Genomic DNA, 16,955 nt, shown 5'->3' with positions numbered 1-16,955 from the left:
GCATAAAATCCGCTTCTTTCTGGTGTACCGACCCGCGACCGGGATGACCGGCAGAGGTCGAGAGGATTTTTTTGAGTCGAGGGCATGACTAAATGGGCATTTCGCAAGAGCTCCATGAAGAACACATTCACCCGGTCCTGAAGAACCGCTACTCCGTGCTCCTTCCGCTGTGCGCAGCCGGCATCATCATTCCCATCGTGTTCACCGGCCCGGCCATCGCCACGCCAATGATCGCCCGTGACCTGGGTGGTTCGCTGCTGGAACTGGGCGGGGTGGTCAATGCCTACAACGTCGCCTTCGGCAGCTGTGTGATGGCGGGTGGTGCGCTGGCGGACCGATTCGGTCGCAAGCGATGCTTCATCTCGGGTCTGCTGCTGTTTTTCCTCACCTCGCTGCTGATCGGCCTCGCCCCGAGCATCGGCGTGCTCAATGTCCTGCGCGGTATCGAAGGGATCGCCGGGGCGCTGACGCTGACCTCGGCCTCCGCGCTGATCGCCCAGGAGTTCGACGATCACCTGCGTTTGCGCGCCTTCAGTTTCCTCGGCACCTCATTCGGCATCGGCCTGGCATTCGGGCCGATGCTGGTTGGGGTGCTGATTGCCCACCTGGGCTGGCGCTCGCTGTTCTTCGGGATTGCCCTGGCGTCGCTGCTGGTCTTCCTGTTCAGTTTCCAGAAGGTCAACGAGTCCCGTGATACCAACGCCAAGGGCATCGACTGGTGGGGTATCGCCTTGTTCACCCTGGCCCTCGGCGCGCTGACCCTCGGGATCGTCTCGGGGCCGGAAAAGGGCTGGGGGCATCCGCTGGTGATCGGTTTGCTGCTGGGCAGCGCCGGGCTGCTGCTGCTGTTCGTCCTGGTCGAACTCAAGTCCCGCGCGGCCATGCTCGACCTCAGCCTGTTCCGCTACCCGCGCTTTGTCGGGGTGCAGTTGCTGCCCATCTCCACCGGGTTCTGCTTTGTCGCCTTGCTGGTGTACCTGCCGATCTGGTTCATCGGCATCCAGGGCTACGACGAGACCCGCGTCGGCCTGGCCATCCTGCCGCTGACCGCGCCCATGCTGATCGTGCCGTTGCTGGCGGGCGCCCTGTCGCGGCACATCGCCCCCGGTCACCTGTGCGGCGCCGGCCTGCTCCTGGCCGCGCTGGGCGAGTGCTGGCTGGCGTTCACCCTGGAGGCGGGCGCGGATGTCTGGAGCGTGGTCCCGGCGATGCTGGTCATTGGCATTGGCAGCGGCTTGCCCTGGGGACTGATGGACGGCCTGTCGATGAGCGTGGTGCCCAAGGAGCGCGCCGGGATGGCCGCCGGGATCTTCACCACCATGCGTGTGGCCGGCGAAGCCGTCGCCATCGCCATCATCGGGGCCTTGCTGGTGGGCTACACGGCGTCGGGCCTGCACCAGCTGGCCAGCGAACAGGCCTTGCTCGACCCGGCGCGGCTCGGCGAGTGGGCCGGGCAGGTGGCCAGCGGTCAACTGGGCGCGCTGCTGGAACAGGCCGCCAGCGCCGACAGGCCTGCCCTGGGGCAACTGCTGTCGGCGGTCTATCAACAGTCGTTCAGTGCGGTGCTGCTGTTGATCGCCGCGCTGACGGCGCTGTGTGCGCTGCTGTGCGCGCTGACGGTCAAGGTCGACAGCAGCGGCGGGGCGCCCGTGCACAACTGAAATCGTGACACTACCAATCGTCGAGGTGAATAAATGGATTTGCAACTGGCGGGTAAACGAGCGTTGGTCACCGGCAGCAACAGCGGCATCGGCAGGGCGATTGCCCTGACGCTGGCCGCCGAAGGTGTCGAGGTGGTGGTGCATGGCCGGCGCCGGCCGGAGAGCGAGGCGGTGGTGAGTGCCATCCGCGAGGCCGGCGGCAAGGCCGCGCTGGCCTGTGGCGACCTGGTCAGCGACGAACAGGCCAGCGAGGTGGCCGAGCTGGCGCTGGCGGCCTTCGGTGGCATCGATATCCTGGTCGCCAATGCGGGCGCGTTTCCCCCCACGCCGGTGCTGGACAGCGAGGCCAACGACTGGCTGAAGCTGTATGACCAGAACGTCGGCTCGGCGATCCGCCTGGTGCGCCTGCTGGCCCCAGCGATGATCGATCGCGGCTGGGGCCGGATCATCACCCTGGGCAGCATCGCCGCGACCCGTCCGTTCGCCAATTTCGGTGCCTATGCGGCGACCAAGGCTGCCTGCGTGAGCCTGGCGGTGACCTTCGCCAAGGAGTTCGGCGGCACCGGCGTCACCTCCAACTGCATCAGCCCCGGCGATGTGCTGACCCCGGCCGCGGAGCAGCACTGGCAGTCGGTGGCGCAGAAAAATGCCTGGGAAGGGGACTGGCAGGCGATCGAGAGCAAGATCGCCACGGAGATTTCGCCGACCCTGGTGGGGCGCCTGGGACGCCCCCATGAAGTGGCCGACCTGGTCGCCTTCGTCTCCAGCCCGAAGGCGGCCTATATCAATGGCGCGAACCTGCGTATCGACGGCGGATTCCTGGCCAGCACCGCGTGAGGGGCCACCTTTGGTGCCGTTTCCTTCCCGCGAATCCGTTCAGGAGCAGATCATGAGTCAAGCGCACGACCCTCAGCACCAGGTGCTGTTCAACCCCATCGCCTTCGGCGCGCATACCCTGAGAAACCGCATCGTCATGTCCCCCATGACCCGCCAGCGTTCGCCCGGGGGCATACCCGGCGAGCAATCGGTCGCCTATTACCGGCGCCGCGCCGAAGGCGGCGTCGGGCTGATCGTCACCGAAGGCACCTGCATCGGCCATCCGGCGGCCCATGGCTACAACCATGTGCCCGACCTGTCTGGCGAGCAGGCCCTGGACGGCTGGAAGGCGGTGGTGGCCGCGGTGCACAAGGCGGGCGCGCGGATCGTCCCGCAGTTGTGGCACGTCGGGCCGATCCGCCGCCTGGGCATGGCACCGTCGCCCCAGGTGCCGGGCTACGGCCCGATGGAGATCAGGGAAGGCGACGAAGTGCTGGTCAAGGCGATGACCCTGGCGGATATCGAGGAGGTGATCGAGGCCTACGCCCAGGCGGCCCGGGACGCCCAGGCCGTCGGCTTCGACGGGGTGGAGATCCACGGCGCCCACGAGTACCTGATCGACAGCTTCATCTGGCAGCGCAGCAACCAGCGCGACGATGAGTACGGCGGCTCGCTGGCCAACCGCACCCGCCTGGCCGCGCGCATCGTGCGGGCGGTGCGCGAGGCGACGGGCCCCGGCTTCCCGATCCTGTTCCGCTTCTCCCAGTGGAAGATCAGCGACTACGACGCGCGGATCGTCGAGGACGCCGAGCAGTTGAAGGTCTTTCTCGAGATCCTGGTGGATGCCGGTGTCGATATCTTCGACGTCAGTACCCGGCGTTGCTGGGAGCCGGCCTTCGCCGGCAGCAGCGACAGCCTGGCGGCCTGGACCCGGCGCCTGAGCGGCAAGCCGGTGATGATGGTGGGCAGCGTCGGGCTGGACAAGGTGTACTCGATCGCCCAACTGCGCGGCAACGAAAGCGCGGACGCCGGGCAGGGCGACCTGACGCCGGTGCTCGGTCAGCTGCAGTCCGGTGCGGTGGACCTGGTGGCCCTGGGGCGGATGTTGCTGGCGGATCCGCAATGGCCCAACAAGGTGCGGGAAAATCGCCTGGCGGAGATCCGTCGTTTCGACCGCGAGGCCATGCTCACGGAGGTCTGAGCGGGGCATTGAAAAGCCCATCCGACGAGCGTCGGATGGGCTTTTTTGCGGCCGCTGGAAACGTCGCTCAGAGCGCCAGTTCCAGGTTGGGCCGGGCGGGCTGGTCGACCTTCAGCTTCTCGGCGATGAGGAACGCCAGCTCCAGGGCCTGGGTCGCGTTCAGGCGCGGGTCGCAGTGGGTGTGGTAGCGGTTGCTCAGGTCGTCGTCGCAGATGCGCTGGCCGCCGCCGGTGCACTCGGTGACATCGGCGCCGGTCATTTCCAGGTGCACGCCGCCGGCATGGGTGCCTTCGGCGTGGTGCACATCGAAGAAGCGCTCGACTTCAGTGATCACCGAGGCGAAGCGCCGGGTCTTGTAGCCGCTGCTGGACTTGATGGTATTGGCATGCATCGGGTCGACCGACCAGATCACATCGTGGCCCTCGCGTTTGACCGCGCGCACCAGTTGCGGCAGGCGTTCGGCGAGGACATCGGCGCCCATGCGCACGATCAGGGTCAGGCGGCCGGCCTCGTTCTGCGGGTTGAGCGCTTCGATCAGGCGCAGCAGGTCCTGTTCCTTCAGGGTGGGGCCGCACTTGAGGCCGACCGGGTTCTTCACGCCCTTGAGAAACTCCACATGGGCGCCGTCGATGCCCCGCGTGCGTTCGCCGATCCACAGCATGTGCGCCGAGCAGTCGTACCATTCGTCGCTGGTGTAGTCGAGGCGGGTGAAGGCTTCCTCGTAGTTCAGCAGCAGCGCATCGTGGCTGGTGAACAGCTCGGTTTCGCGCAGGGCCTGGACCGATTCCGGCGAAACCCCGCAGGCATTCATGAAGGCCAGGGCTTCCTCGATGCGCCGGCCGATCACCTGGTAGCGCCGTCCTTCCGGCGCGCCGGCAATGAAGCGGGTATTCCACTGCTGCACGTGGCGCATGTCGGAAAAACCGCTGCGACCCAGGGCACGCAGCAGGTTCATGGTCGCGTTGGCCTGATGGTAGGCCTGCAGGATCCGCTCGGGATCGGGACGGCGCGCCTGCTCGGTGAACTCGATCGAGTTGATGATATCGCCGAGGTAGCTGGGCAAGGTCACGCCATCGATGGTTTCCACCGGCGAGCTGCGCGGTTTGGCGAACTGCCCGGCGATGCGCCCGACCTTGACCACCGGCACCCCGGTGCTGAAGGCCAGCACCGTGGACATCTGCAGGAACACCCGGAACAGGTCGCGCACGCCACCGGGGCTGAATTCGGCGAAGGATTCGGCGCAGTCGCCGCCCTGCAGGAGAAACGCCTTGCCCCGCGCGACCTGGGCGAGGCGCGACTTCAGCGAGCGGACCTCCGAGGCCAGGACCAGCGGCACGCTGTCGCTCAGTTGCGCCTCGACGGCGGCGAGGCGCTCGGGGTCGGCGTATTCGGGCAAATGCAGGGCATTCTTTTCACGCCAGGAGGAAGGTGACCATTCATTGGGCATGGGTGCATCTCCACTTGTTCCATAAGGGGATGGGGGCGATCAGCGTGCTGCTCAAGCGTGTGCGTCGGCGACCTGGCGGGCAGGGCCGGGAGTGGCGGTGCGGGTTTCCGCGGGCAGTTGATTGACCACCTGGAAGGCCAGGGCGGTCCAGTACTCATGCTGCTGCGGGTCGATCAGCTGCGCCTGGTCGTGGAGCAGCGCGGCGATCTGCGGATCGCCGAGGAACTCCTCCAGGTCGGTGATGGTGGCGAAGGCGGTGATGGCCACGCCGTCGATGTCCTTGCCCACTTCGTGGTACAGCGGCTGGTCGGCGTCCACCGGGCCGATGTTGTGCAACTGCACGTAGCGTCGCACCAGGCGCTGGGTGGCGGGCTGGGCCAGCAGGCGCGGCGCGTAGTCGTGCAGCCAGCGCTGCTGGAACTGCTCGCGGCCCAGCGCGGGGGCGCGACGCACCAGGCTGATCAGCAGGATCGACTCCCTCGACGTCGGGTTGGGGATGACGATGTGCTGCCGGCAGAGGATCGGGCACAGCTCGCGGAAGATCACCTGGTCCTCGGGCAGGATCGCCCGGGTGATCTCCTCGTGGCCGAAGGTGACCTGCAGGGCATCGGTGTTGGCGAAGCCGAGGTAGGCGATGCCGTCCCATTCCGGGCGCTCGTGCTCGGGCACATGGCCGATCACCGTGTCGAACAGCCGGCCGTCCGCGTCCAGCGGCGGCAGGTACGGCAGCGGGCGCAGGCTGGACGGGCCGGCGCTGACCCGGTGGATCTGGTCATAGCGCAGCAGCGGATGGCGGCCATCGGCCTGGATCGGCAGCGCGTGGGTGAAGCGCGGGCCGTGGGTCTTGCGCCAGTATTCGGTCCATTTCTCGTAGTTGAGGTTGGGCTGCGCTTCGAAGGCGTTGGGCGTGCTGGCCGGATCGCCGAGCACTTCGCCGTAGAGGTCGAGCATCTGCAGCGGGCCTTTGCGCCGCTGGTGCAGGGGCGTGTTGTCGGCGCGCGAGAGCAGGGTGCAGAGCACCGTCAGCGGTTCATCGCCGGCGCGCTGAAGCGGGGCGGACGCGGTGCTTTCCGGGGTGATGTCGAGCATGTCTTCTCCTGAAATCTCAATGCCGTTGCCGTTCCATGGGCTGTGGCTGCGACGGCCGGGTGGGTCCGTGACGCTCAACGTGGGTGTTGCCAGGAAACAAAGTAGTTCACGAATAGATCGCTTGCAACATTGTTTTTCTGTGTCTTTCAGACCTGTGATACAGGTCCAGTCTGGTCTTGCTGAGGCACCCTATTTGTCGATTATTGCCCTGTTTTAATTGGTTTTTTCCCGGTTTTAGCGATAGCTGGTGCTGGCCTAGCGTTACCAGCGAAGCTGAATAAAGCGCGATAGCCCTAGTTTTATTCGCTATATCTCTGGGTTTTTGGCGTTCTTGCGAACTAAGCGCAAGAGAGCTAACTTCCTTCGGCGGACCCTGTTTGCGTTTCTCAACGCAGCACTTTGCCATCGGAGGCGACGAACCATGCATCAGCCGTCAAGCTTGACCTATGCAACCCCCCCGGAGCTTCGGCTCGGTACGCTGCGCAAGGTGCCTATCGCGATTGTCGGTGCCGGCCTGGTGGGCCTGACCCTGGCCCTCGACCTCGCCCGTCGCGGTGTGGCGAGCGTAGTGGTGGAGGCACGGCAGACCTTGATCGAAGGTTCCCGCGCGATTGTCTTCGCCCAGCGCAGCCTGGAAATCCTCGGCCGTCTCGGCCTGCCGCAGGCGCTGCGGGAAAAGGGCGTCGACTGGCAGCTCGGCCGGGTCTTCCACAAGGACCAGGAAGTGTTCAGTTTCGACTTCCAGCCGGAGCCCGGCTTTCGCAGTCCCGCGTTTCTCAACATCCAGCAGACCTACATCGAGGAATGGCTGGTGCAGGCCTGCCTGGCCACCGGCCTGGTCGACCTGCGCTGCCTGAGCCGGGTGGTCGGCGTCGACCAGCAGCCCCTCGGCGCGACCCTGAGCATCGAATGCCCGGACGGCGCCTACCGCTTGCAGTGCGACTGGCTGGTCGCCTGCGACGGCGCGCGCTCGACGGTGCGCACGGCGCTGGACCTGCCGTTCATCGGCAAGGTCTTCGACGATCACTTCCTGATCGTCGACGTGGAGATGAAGCCGGACTTTCCCGCCGAACGGCGTTTCTGGTTCGACCCGCCGTTTCACCCCAACCATTCGGTGCTGCTGCACAAGCAGCCGGATGACCTGTGGCGTGTCGATTTCCAGCTGGGGCCGGAGGCCGACCCGGCCGTCGAGCGCGAACCGCAGCGGGTCGCCGCGCGGCTGCGGGCGATGTTCGGCGAAGACACGCCGCTGCGCATCGACTGGATCAGCGTCTACACCTTCCGCTGCCGACGCCTGGAGCGCTTCGTCCACTCGCGGGTGATCTTCGCGGGCGACAGCGCGCATCAGGTCAGCCCGTTCGGCGGGCGTGGCGGCAATGGCGGGATCCAGGATGCCGACAACCTCGCCTGGCGCCTGGCCGGCATCCTCCTGCACGGGGCATCGCCGTCGCTGCTGCACTCCTACGACGAGGAGCGGGTGTTCGCCGCCGACGAAAACATCCTCAACTCCACCCGCAGCGCCGATTTCATCACCCCGCCGAGCCGCGCCGCTCATGTGCTGCGCGAAGCGGCGCTGGCCCTGGCCGGCACCACCTCGTGGGGGCGTGCGCTGATCAACTCCGGGCGGCTGTCCCGGCCTGCACGCCTGGAAGGGGTGGGCCTGTTCGGTCAGTTCGTCCACCCCGGCGGTGCCCGGATCGTCCCCGGCACGGCCGCGCCGGACGCCCCGGTCAGTATCCACGGCGAACCCGCCTGGCTGCTCGACCACCTGGGGCGGCGCGGCTTCAGCGTGCTGTTCTACGAGCCGGCGCCAGGCCGCGTGCCGGCGGCGATTGCCTCGGCCTATCCGGCCGATCTGCTGGTGGTGAGCGCCGGCGAGCCCGCACCGGGGCAGGACCTGGTGTGGGATCAGCACGGCCTGGTCGCCGCGCGCTACGGCCTGCAGCCGGGGGACGTGCTGATCGTGCGTCCGGACCAGCATGTGCTGACCATCCTCGCGTTCCCCGATCCAGCGACCATCGAGCGTTCGATTGCCCTCGCGGCGGCCACCGGGCTGCCGGTCCACGCACAGGAGTACGTGTCATGAGCCGATCCGCCACTTCACCGGGCGCTGGCCTGGTCACGCAATGCCGCCTGAGCAACCCGGACCGCACCTACCAGTTGCTGACGGACGCCTGCCAGGACCTCGACGCCGCCACCGGGCACCTGCTCCACGCCCAGTTGGTGCTGCTGCTGATGAACCACATCGGCGACGACACCGTGCTGCAGGAGGTGATCCAGATCGCCCGGCAAGGCCTGAAACGCCTGGCCGTCACGCCTTCCCACTCACCTCGCGCGCACAGCGAAGGGGCTCGGACATGACTCTGGACTCGGCGTATCGGCTGGACTCCCGTTACCTGCGCGGCCTGGACGAGCCGCCCGGAAAGATCTTCCTCAGCGGCCAGCAGGCGCTGGTCCGCCTGCTGCTGGCCCAGGCCGCGGCGGACCGCGCGGCAGGGATCAATTCGGCGGGCTTCGTCAGCGGCTACCGCGGCTCGCCCCTCGGCGGCCTGGATCAGGAACTGTGGCGGGTCAAGCCGCTGCTGGAAAAAGCCAACGTGCGCTTCCAGCCGGCGATCAACGAAGACCTGGCGGCGACCGCGCTGATCGGCACGCAGCGGGTGGAAAGCGACCCGGCGCGCCTGCACGATGGGGTGTTCGCCATGTGGTACGGCAAGGGCCCCGGCGTCGACCGCTCCGGTGACGCCCTGAAGCACGGCAATGCCTACGGTGCCTCGCCCCATGGCGGGGTGCTGGTGGTCACCGGTGACGATCATGGCTGCGTCTCCTCGTCGATGTCCCACCAGTCGGACCAGGCCTTGATCGCCTGGGGGCTGCCGGTGATCCATCCGGTCGGGCTCGGCGACTATGAATACTGCGGCTTGTGGGGCTGGGCGCTGTCGCGTTGTTCCGGGCTGTGGGTCGGCTTCAAGGCCATCACCGAAACCGTCGAGGCCTCGCGCTCGGTCGATACCCTGGCGGCGCCCGACTTCACCCGGCCCGAGGTCGATCCCGGCCCGGACGGTCTGCACTGGCGCTGGCCGGACCTGCCCGGCATGCAGATCGAGCGGCGTTTTCCGCACAAGCTGGAGGCGGCGCGGCGCTTCATCCGCGCCAATCCCCTGGACCGGGTGGAAACCGCGCCGGCCTTTCCGCGGCTGCTGATTGCCGCCGTCGGTAAAGCCTACGGCGACGTGCGCGAGGCCCTGGAGCAGGGCGGCGTGTCGCTGGAGGCATTGGAGAAGGCCGGCATCGCCCTGCTCAGCATCCGTGTCGTGCATCCGTTGTCGCCGGTCCTGGACGCCTGGGCCAGACGCTGCGAGCGGGTGCTGGTCATCGAGGAAAAGCAGGGCATCGTCGAGGACCAGCTCAAGCGCAGCCTGTTCAATGCCCGCCCGGAAAACCGCCCGTTGATCATCGGCAAGCTGGATGAGCGCGGGCAGCCGCTGCTGTCGGTGGTCGAAGAGCTGCGGCCGTCGCGCATCCTCTGGGTCCTGGCGACGCGCCTGGCGCCGTTCGGCCTGGACATCGACGTGCCGCGCTACTGGATCGAGGGGCCGGTATCGCGCGACTTCCACTGGCTCAAGCGCACCCCGTACCTGTGCTCGGGCTGCCCGCACAACACCTCGACCCAGTTGCCCGAGGGCAGCGAGGCGCGGCTCGGCATCGGTTGCCATGCCCTGGCCGCGCGCATGCCCGACCGCGCCACCAGCGGCAGCGTGCAGATGGGCGGCGAGGGCGTGGACTGGCTCGGGCAGATGGCCTTTGTCGCGACCCCGCACATCTTCCAGAACATGGGCGACGGCACCTTCTTCCATTCCGGCTACCTGGCGATCCGCCAGGCCATCGCGGCCAACGCCAACATCACCTACAAGGTGCTCTACAACGATGCGGTGGCGATGACCGGCGGCCAGCCGGTGGACGGCACCCTGAGCGTGCGCCAGGTGGTCGAGCTGGTACGCGGCGAAGGGGTGCGCGAGGTGGTCGTGGTGGCGGACGACCCGAGCCGCTACAAGGCGCGCGACAGCCTGCCGGAGGGCGTCCAGGTCTATCACCGCGACAGCCTGGACAGCGTTCAGCGGCGCCTGCGCGAGGTGCGCGGGGTCAGCGTGCTGGTCTTCGACCAGGTCTGCGCCACCGAAGCCCGCCGCCGGCGCAAGCGCGCGCCGCCGGCCAAGGTGCGCTCGCGGGTGGTGATCAACCAGCAGGTCTGCGAAGGCTGCGGCGATTGCCAGACCAAGTCCAACTGCCTGTCGGTGGTGCCGGTGGATACCGCGTTCGGCCGCAAGCGCAGCATCGAGGCCGACTCCTGCAACCTCGACCAGTCCTGCGTCAAGGGCTTCTGCCCGAGCTTCGTCACGGTCACCGGCACCCCGGCCAAGCCGCGGCGGGCAGCGGTTGCCGGCGCCGATGTGCTGGTCCGCGCGGATGCCCTGACGCCGCCACGTCGCGTGGAGTTCGCGCGCACCTTCGAGCTGCTGCTCACCGGCGTTGGTGGTACCGGCGTGGTGACCATGGCCGGCACCATCGCCATGGCCGCGCACCTGCAGGGGCTCGAGGTGTCGGTCCTGGACTTCACCGGCTTCGCCCAGAAAGGCGGCTCGGTGTTCAGCCATATCCGCTTCGCCCATGACGCCCGACACCTGCATCAGCACCGCATCGACCGCGCCTGCGCCGACGTGCTGATCGCCTCCGACCTCGCCGTGGCCTCGGAAGACGAAGCCCTGAACGTGCTGCAGCGCGGCCGCTCGCGGGTGATCGCCAGCACCAGCGAAGTCCAGGCCGGGGCCATGCTCCAGGACGCCACCCTGCGCCTGGAGACGGCGGCGATCGCCAAGCGCCTGAGCGACATCGTCGGCGCCGAGCACTACCTGTCCGTGGATGCGCGGGAGGTGGCGGCGGCGGTGGTCGGGCCGATGCAGGCGAACATCCTGTTGCTCGGCTATGCCTGGCAGCAGGGCGCCGTGCCCCTGGCGTTCAGTGCCCTGGACCGGGCGCTGGAAATCCATGGCGGCGATGTCCAGGCCAACCGGCTGGCGTTCGCCTGGGGGCGCCTGCTGGCCGCCGATCCTGCGTTCGTCGATGCCCAGATCAACCCGCTCATGCACAGCGAAGCGCCGCCGCCGCGCACCCTGGAGCAGGTCGTCGAGCAGCGCAGCGCGTTCCTGGTGGACTACCAGGATCAACGCTACGCCGGCCGGTACCGCGAGCTGGTCGAGCAGGTGGTGCAGGCCAGCGCGAGCCTGGGCGATCTCACCCTGGCCCACGCGGTGGCCCACAACCTGTTCAAGCTGATGGCCTTCAAGGATGAATACGAGGTGGCGCGCCTGCACAGCTCGCCGGCGTTCCTGCGCAGCCTTGGCGAGTCCTTCGTCGGTCGGCCGCGGGTGACCTTCCACCTGGCGCCGCCGTTGCTGGATGTGTTTCGCAAGCAGGCCGGCGAGCCGCGCAAGATCAAGGTCTCGGGCTGGATCATCCCGGTGTTCCGCGCGCTGGCCGGGCTGCGCTTCCTGCGTCACACGGCGCTCGACCCGTTCGGTCTGCTCAAGGAGCGGCGTGAAGAGCGGCACTTGCTCGACGACTACCAGCGCACGCTGCTGTCCCTGCTGCCGCGGCTGAACGCCGACACCTTGCCGTTGCTGGTGAGCTGGGCGCGGGTGCCGGAGAGCATTCGCGGCTACGGGCACATCAAGACCCGCTCGATCGTCCTGGCGCGGCAGCGTCAGCTCGACCTGATCGCGCAGATCGAGGGCGGGCCGGTGGAGCGCGGGGCGCCGAGGCGCATTGCGGTGGTGGAGGTGGACAAGGTGTCCTGAAGGGAGTGCACCTGAACGACAACAGGCGTATTGGGCCGCTTTGCGGCCCTTCGCGAGCGAGCTCGCTCCCACAGGATTGCCGTAGGAGCGTGGCTTGCCCGCGAAGGGCTGCAGAGCAGCCCCAACAGGCTTATCCGGTCGCCCGGCTCAAAGCGGCGCGTGCAGGGCCTGGGCCAGCACGGTGTAGGCGGGGTTGATGCCGTCGCGATCGAAGATCCAGTCGATCACCGTGGCCGCGTGCGCCCGGGCATGAGGCGCGTCCGAATAGGCCAGGCACTTGTCGAACTTGTGCAGCAGTTCTTCCTGGCTCATCGGGTTGCGCGGGTTGCCCTTGGCGTGGCTGACCTCGCCCTGCAGAACCGTGCCATCGGTCAGCTCGATGCGCACCTTGATCTTGCCGTGGGTACCCAGCTCGGCGATTTCGCAGGCCGGGTCGTGGGCCGGGAAGATCTTGCGGCTCAAGGCGATGATCTGCGGACGCAGGATCGCCTGCTCGGTGAAGTCGTCGATGAACAGGTCGCCGCTGGCCAGGGCCGTGGCGACGTTGTAGGCCAGGCTGAAACGCGCCTCGACCACCGTGGTCGGCGCCTGCTTGCGCTCCACCGGGGCACTGACCAGGTCATGGATCTGGCGGTTGGTGCGGATGTCGATGCGCACCACCTCGGCAGCGCTCAGGCGGCGCCCGCCCACCAGTTCCAGGGCCAGGGCCACGGCCGAGGTGTTCGGCCGGCAGGTCGGGTAGGGCTTGAAAGCGATCCCGTCGGTGTTGCTGAACAGGGTACCGAGCTCGGCGTCGATGGTTTCCAGCGCCGAGCCGGGTTCGAAGGCGTTGTAGTAGCCCCAGCGGCCGGTGAGGAACTGGCTGGCGCCGGTGAAGCCGTTGGCGGCGAGGATCACCGCGCGCACCGCGTTGGCCGCCACCAGGCCCTGCTGGTAGAACACCGTCGAGGCGCCATCGATCATGCACTGGGTTTCCCCCAGGGCGCTGGTGTAGGCGATGCCGAGGGCGTGCTGCAACTGGTTGCCGCGCAGGCCGTAGAGCTTGCCGGCGGCGGCTGTCGCTGCGATCACCTTGCACAGGTCGTAGCGGCCGCTCTCCAGCAGGGTTTCCTTGCGCGCCCGGGACAGGCGAATGGACAGGTCCTGGCCGAGGACGAAGGCGCTGATGAACGCCTCGCGGTCGAGCGGGGCATCGATCAGGTCGGCGATCGCCAGCAGGGGCGGGAGGATGGCCACGCTCGGGTGGGTGCCCAGCGGGTCGGCCACATCATCGAAATCCAGGACCCGCGCGGCGGCGCCGTTGAGCAGCGCCGCGGCCGGCGCGGGCAGCGCCTGGCGGCGACCAAGGACACGACTCTGCGGCTGGCCGCCCCAGTCTTCGACGATCCCGGCGAGCACCCTGACCCCGTCGTCACGGGCACCTGCCAAGGACACGCCGAGGGCGTCGAGCAGCGAGCGGCTGGCGATCTCCACGGCCGCGGGGTCGATGGCGGCATAGGTGAGGTCGTCGCAATAGCGGATAAGGCGGGCTTCCAGTGTCATTTCAGTTCCTTTGAGATGAGAAAAACGAGCGGGTGCCGCAGGCTCAGTCCGCCTGGGCGAAGGTGATCAGCAACTGGCCGGCGAGGACGCTGTCCTCCGCCTGCACGTGCAGGGCCTCGATCCGCCGGCGGCCGGGCGCCGACAGGGTCATGACCATTTTCATCGCTTCGATGCGCAGCAACGGCTGGTTCTCTTCGACGAGGCTGTCGGCGTCGACCAGGAGCTCCAGCACGCGGGCCGGCATCGGCGCCAGCAGGCTGTTGCCGAAGTCCCGGCGGCTGCTGCTGGCGCCGCCTTCCCGACGCCTGGCGCCGTGCCAGCTGATCTCGCGACGATTGCCGGCGTGGTCGAGGATCGCCGTGTGCGTGCCGGTGCTGGTGAAGTGCACGGTCTGCCGCCGGCCTTCGACATTCAGGGCCAGTCGCGTGCCGTGCCGGGACAGTTCGTCCTGGCGCAGCACTTCCAGCAGGACGGTGCGGCCATCGGCGAACACCGCCTGGTAACGCTGCTCACCCAGCTCCTCGATATGGACCTGAGCCGTGCCGGCGTCGCCTTCGACGTTGCCGGCGAGGGTCGAGAGTGAGGTATTGGGCGCTGATCTGCTCATGCGGGCATGCTCCTTGGGTGACATCAGGACAACTGCCAGTGGCTGTTGCGCTGGGTCCAGGTCGAGACCGGGTTGCCCGCCGCTGGGGCGGGCGCGGCGGCGGGCTGCAGGTGGCGCGCCAGGGCCGCCACCGCCTGCAGCAACTGCGCCTCCTCGGCGGGCAGGGCATGGGCCGAGGGGAAGTGGTTGCAGATCGACAGGTCATAGCGCCCCTCGACGAAGGGCGGCCAGGCCAGCAGCCAGGCGTGTACCGGCAGGTTGCTGCTGAAACCGGCCACCAGCAATTCGTCGAGGGCGGCGCGGGCGCGCTGCACGGCGAAGGCGCGGTTGCCGGCGCTGACGATCAGCTTCAGGCACAGGCTGTCGAACAGCGGCGACATCAGCGAGCCGATGCGAATGCCGGAATCGACGCGAATCCCCGGCCCCTCGGGCACGCGGTAGTCGACCACCCGCCCGCCGGTGGGCAGGAAGTCGCCATGGGCGCTTTCCGCGCAGAGGCGAAACTCCAGGGCGTGCCCGTGGAACTGCACCTGCTCCTGGCTGAGGGCGAGGGGCAGGCCCTGGGCCGAGCGAATCAGCTGCTCGACGATGTCGACACCGGTGATGGCCTCGGTCACCGGGTGCTCGACCTGGATCCGCGCGTTCATCTCGATGAAGTAGAACTGCTCGTTGGCATCCACGAGGAATTCCACCGTGCCGACACTGTCGTAGGCGACCTCGCGGGCCATGGCCAGGGCCGCCTCGTGCAGGCGCCGGCGCAGGTCGTCGCTGAGGTTCGGTGCGGGGGCTTCCTCGACGATTTTCTGCCGACGGCGCTGCACGCTGCACTCGCGTGTGCCCAGGTGCAGGTAATGGCCGTGCTGGTCGGCGACCACCTGGACTTCGATGTGCCGCACTGTCTCGCCGAGGAATTTCTCCAGGTACACCTGGTCGCTGCCGAAGGCCCGGAGCGCTTCATGGCGCACTTCGGCCAGCGCCCCGGCGAAGTCCGCCGCCTGGCTCACCACACGGATGCCGCGCCCGCCGCCGCCAAGGGCGGCCTTGAGCAGCACCGGGTAGCCGATCTCGGCGGCGGCGCGGGCGCCGGCCTCGAGGTCGGCGTCGATGCTCCGTCCCGGCACCAGCGGAACCCGGGCCCGCTGCGCCGCGGCGCGGGCGGCGATCTTGTCGCCGGTCTGGCGCACGGCGGCGGCGTTGGGGCCGATGAACACCAGCCCGGCGGCCACGCAGGCCTCGGCGAACTGGGCATTCTCGGCCAACGGGCCGTAGCCGGGCGCCACGGCGTCGGCGCCGTGGTCCAGCGCCGCGCCGATCACCGTGGGGATCAGGGTTGCCGGATCCCAGGCGGCGACGCGCACCGTGGCGTCGGCGGCGAGGACGAACGGCGCCTGGTCATCGTCGGCGCTGTAGATCACCACGGTCTCCAGGCCCAGCAGCTGGCAGGTGCGAATGAAGCGGTGGGCGATTTCCCCGCGACAGCAGATCAGGACGCGACTGACCATGCTCATGCCTCCGCCGCTTGCACGGAGCCTGCCTCGGCGTTCTGGCCGCGCCCGAGGGTGGTGTGGGCACGGGTGAATTCGCCGGCGCTGACCGCACCGGCCACCGAGATCTCACCGGCGAGGGCCACGGCGGCGGCGATTTCCGCCAGCTTGCGGGCATCCGTGGCGCAGCCGAGCATGCGCAGGCATTCCTGCTGGGCCGGCAGGCGGGTGCCGCCGCCGACCGTGCCGACGATCAGGTTGGGCAGGGTGACGCTGGCGAGCAGGTCGCCATTGTCCAGCACGTCGAGGGTGGTGCAGGCGTTCTTGAACGACACCGTGACGAACGCCGGATCCTGGCCGCAGGCGATGAACAGGGCGGTCAGGGCATTGGCCACATGAATGTTCGGCGCGGTGGCGCCGCGCTGGGCAAGCAGGCTGTTGCACGCCTGCAGGAAGCGCTGCATGCGTCGCGGCGTGGTGCGCAGGCGCTGCTCCACCAGGGCCTTGGGGATGCGCACGCTGGCCGATACGTAGCGGCCCTTGGCCTGGTCGGCGACGAAGCGTTTGTCACCACCGAGGGTGTTGAAGTAGCCGTCGACCCACTGCGGGCATTCGCTCTTGATGAAGCGGCACACCGCCTCGTTGGCCTTGGTCGCCATGTTCAGGCCCATGGCGTCGCCGGTGGCGTAGGTGAACGCCAGGCCGACCAGGTCGCCGTGCAGCAGCGGCGACAGTTCCAGCAGGCGCGCGTGGTTGCTGGTGGCGTTGGCGATGGCGACGATTTCGCTCATGTGCAGCCGCAGCCAGGCGTCGAACGGCGCCGCATCGGCGGGGCTGCGCAGGACCAGCGCGGACACCTTGGTCAGCGCATCGCCGAGGAAGCGATAGCCCGGCTGTTCGCTGGAGGGCTGCTGGTTGTCGAGGCTGGTGACGGTGCAACCGCCGCTGTCGGTGATCAGGTTCATGCCGCGGGAAAACGACGCGACCAGCGCGCCTTCGGTGGTCGCCAGCGGCACGATGAAGTCGCCGCGGGCACGTTCGCCGTCGATCCGCAGCGGGCCGGCGACCCCCAGCGGCGTGCCGACGAAACCGATGAAGTTCTCGCAGGTGCCCTTGACCTGCTCGCCACTGATCGGCGCGCCGCCGATGTAGGGCAGGGCGGTGTCCGTCTGCTCGACGACCCAGGCCAGGCGTCGGGCCACCTGGTCGTACTCATAATCGTTGGCGGGATTCCTTGGGATAGCCATGACCAT

General features: G+C 68.2%; 12 protein-coding genes. 6 read left to right on the top strand and 6 right to left on the bottom strand.

What is annotated here, in order from left to right; all coding sequences use genetic code 11:
• The first annotated feature begins 92 nt into the window (after positions 1–92).
• The 3 genes from RTI28_RS23860 to RTI28_RS23850 are packed head-to-tail and all read left to right on the top strand — an operon-like array spanning position 93 to position 3,678.
• Positions 93–1,661, top strand: a complete 1,569-nt coding sequence (locus RTI28_RS23860) for an MFS transporter (RefSeq protein ID WP_316922754.1) — start codon at positions 93–95, stop codon at positions 1,659–1,661.
• A gap of 33 nt (positions 1,662–1,694) precedes the next feature.
• Positions 1,695–2,498, top strand: a complete 804-nt coding sequence (locus RTI28_RS23855; protein WP_316922753.1) for an SDR family NAD(P)-dependent oxidoreductase — start codon at positions 1,695–1,697, stop codon at positions 2,496–2,498.
• Positions 2,499–2,550: 52 nt separating this feature from the next.
• Positions 2,551–3,678 (top strand): NADH:flavin oxidoreductase, encoded by a 1,128-nt coding sequence (locus RTI28_RS23850; RefSeq protein WP_316922752.1) that lies wholly within the window; start codon positions 2,551–2,553, stop codon positions 3,676–3,678.
• Positions 3,679–3,745: 67 nt separating this feature from the next.
• Here the strand turns inward: RTI28_RS23850 and RTI28_RS23845 are convergent, their stop codons facing one another.
• Positions 3,746–5,125 (bottom strand): class II 3-deoxy-7-phosphoheptulonate synthase, encoded by a 1,380-nt coding sequence (locus RTI28_RS23845; protein WP_316922751.1) that lies wholly within the window; start codon positions 5,123–5,125, stop codon positions 3,746–3,748.
• Positions 5,126–5,176: 51 nt separating this feature from the next.
• The gene (locus RTI28_RS23840) at positions 5,177–6,214 is read right to left on the bottom strand and encodes an EthD domain-containing protein (protein WP_316922750.1); all 1,038 of its coding nucleotides are present in this window, start codon (positions 6,212–6,214) and stop codon (positions 5,177–5,179) included.
• Positions 6,215–6,635: 421 nt separating this feature from the next.
• Here RTI28_RS23840 and RTI28_RS23835 point away from each other — a divergent pair, with 421 nt between their 5' ends.
• Genes RTI28_RS23835 through RTI28_RS23825 form a run of 3 tightly spaced genes read left to right on the top strand, consistent with a single transcriptional unit; the run spans position 6,636 to position 12,069 of the window.
• Positions 6,636–8,300, top strand: coding sequence for an FAD-dependent monooxygenase (locus RTI28_RS23835; RefSeq protein WP_316922749.1), 1,665 nt, complete (start codon positions 6,636–6,638; stop codon positions 8,298–8,300).
• Complete coding sequence (locus RTI28_RS23830; protein ID WP_316922748.1) at positions 8,297–8,575, top strand: DUF2783 domain-containing protein; 279 nt, start codon at positions 8,297–8,299, stop codon at positions 8,573–8,575. Before RTI28_RS23835 ends, RTI28_RS23830 begins: the two co-directional genes overlap by 4 nt.
• A complete protein-coding gene (locus RTI28_RS23825; RefSeq protein WP_316922747.1) occupies positions 8,572–12,069 on the top strand; it encodes an indolepyruvate ferredoxin oxidoreductase family protein in 3,498 nt (1,165 codons plus the stop codon). Before RTI28_RS23830 ends, RTI28_RS23825 begins: the two co-directional genes overlap by 4 nt.
• Before the next feature lie 147 nt (positions 12,070–12,216).
• Here RTI28_RS23825 and RTI28_RS23820 read toward each other — a convergent pair whose 3' ends face one another.
• Genes RTI28_RS23820 through RTI28_RS23805 form a run of 4 tightly spaced genes read right to left on the bottom strand, consistent with a single transcriptional unit; the run spans position 12,217 to position 16,949 of the window.
• Positions 12,217–13,611, bottom strand: a complete 1,395-nt coding sequence (locus tag RTI28_RS23820) for an MmgE/PrpD family protein (RefSeq protein WP_316922746.1) — start codon at positions 13,609–13,611, stop codon at positions 12,217–12,219.
• Positions 13,612–13,654: 43 nt separating this feature from the next.
• Entirely contained in the window at positions 13,655–14,218 is a 564-nt protein-coding gene (locus RTI28_RS23815) for an acetyl-CoA carboxylase biotin carboxyl carrier protein subunit (RefSeq protein WP_316922745.1), read from the bottom strand.
• A 23-nt stretch (positions 14,219–14,241) separates the two neighbouring features.
• The gene (locus RTI28_RS23810) at positions 14,242–15,720 is read right to left on the bottom strand and encodes an acetyl/propionyl/methylcrotonyl-CoA carboxylase subunit alpha (RefSeq protein ID WP_316922744.1); all 1,479 of its coding nucleotides are present in this window, start codon (positions 15,718–15,720) and stop codon (positions 14,242–14,244) included.
• Positions 15,721–15,722: 2 nt separating this feature from the next.
• Positions 15,723–16,949, bottom strand: coding sequence for a hypothetical protein (locus RTI28_RS23805; RefSeq protein ID WP_316922743.1), 1,227 nt, complete (start codon positions 16,947–16,949; stop codon positions 15,723–15,725).
• Positions 16,950–16,955: the final 6 nt, after the last annotated feature.

Source organism: Pseudomonas sp. zfem002, from assembly GCF_032621685.1.
Lineage (GTDB): Bacteria > Pseudomonadota > Gammaproteobacteria > Pseudomonadales > Pseudomonadaceae > Aquipseudomonas > Aquipseudomonas japonica.
The sequence above is the reverse complement of the archived record's forward strand: the minus strand, read 5'-3'. Positions and strand labels throughout refer to the sequence as shown.

What these genes read in the sequence shown, in the direction of transcription:
- RTI28_RS23860 (WP_316922754.1), top strand. Translation starts at nt 93, where the DNA reads ATGGGCATTTCGCAAGAGCTCCATGAAGAACACATTCACCCGGTCCTG.
- RTI28_RS23855 (WP_316922753.1), top strand. Translation starts at nt 1,695, where the DNA reads ATGGATTTGCAACTGGCGGGTAAACGAGCGTTGGTCACCGGCAGCAAC.
- RTI28_RS23850 (WP_316922752.1), top strand. Translation starts at nt 2,551, where the DNA reads ATGAGTCAAGCGCACGACCCTCAGCACCAGGTGCTGTTCAACCCCATC.
- RTI28_RS23845 (WP_316922751.1), bottom strand. Translation starts at nt 5,125, where the DNA reads ATGCCCAATGAATGGTCACCTTCCTCCTGGCGTGAAAAGAATGCCCTG.
- RTI28_RS23840 (WP_316922750.1), bottom strand. Translation starts at nt 6,214, where the DNA reads ATGCTCGACATCACCCCGGAAAGCACCGCGTCCGCCCCGCTTCAGCGC.
- RTI28_RS23835 (WP_316922749.1), top strand. Translation starts at nt 6,636, where the DNA reads ATGCATCAGCCGTCAAGCTTGACCTATGCAACCCCCCCGGAGCTTCGG.
- RTI28_RS23830 (WP_316922748.1), top strand. Translation starts at nt 8,297, where the DNA reads ATGAGCCGATCCGCCACTTCACCGGGCGCTGGCCTGGTCACGCAATGC.
- RTI28_RS23825 (WP_316922747.1), top strand. Translation starts at nt 8,572, where the DNA reads ATGACTCTGGACTCGGCGTATCGGCTGGACTCCCGTTACCTGCGCGGC.
- RTI28_RS23820 (WP_316922746.1), bottom strand. Translation starts at nt 13,611, where the DNA reads ATGACACTGGAAGCCCGCCTTATCCGCTATTGCGACGACCTCACCTAT.
- RTI28_RS23815 (WP_316922745.1), bottom strand. Translation starts at nt 14,218, where the DNA reads ATGAGCAGATCAGCGCCCAATACCTCACTCTCGACCCTCGCCGGCAAC.
- RTI28_RS23810 (WP_316922744.1), bottom strand. Translation starts at nt 15,720, where the DNA reads ATGGTCAGTCGCGTCCTGATCTGCTGTCGCGGGGAAATCGCCCACCGC.
- RTI28_RS23805 (WP_316922743.1), bottom strand. Translation starts at nt 16,949, where the DNA reads ATGGCTATCCCAAGGAATCCCGCCAACGATTATGAGTACGACCAGGTG.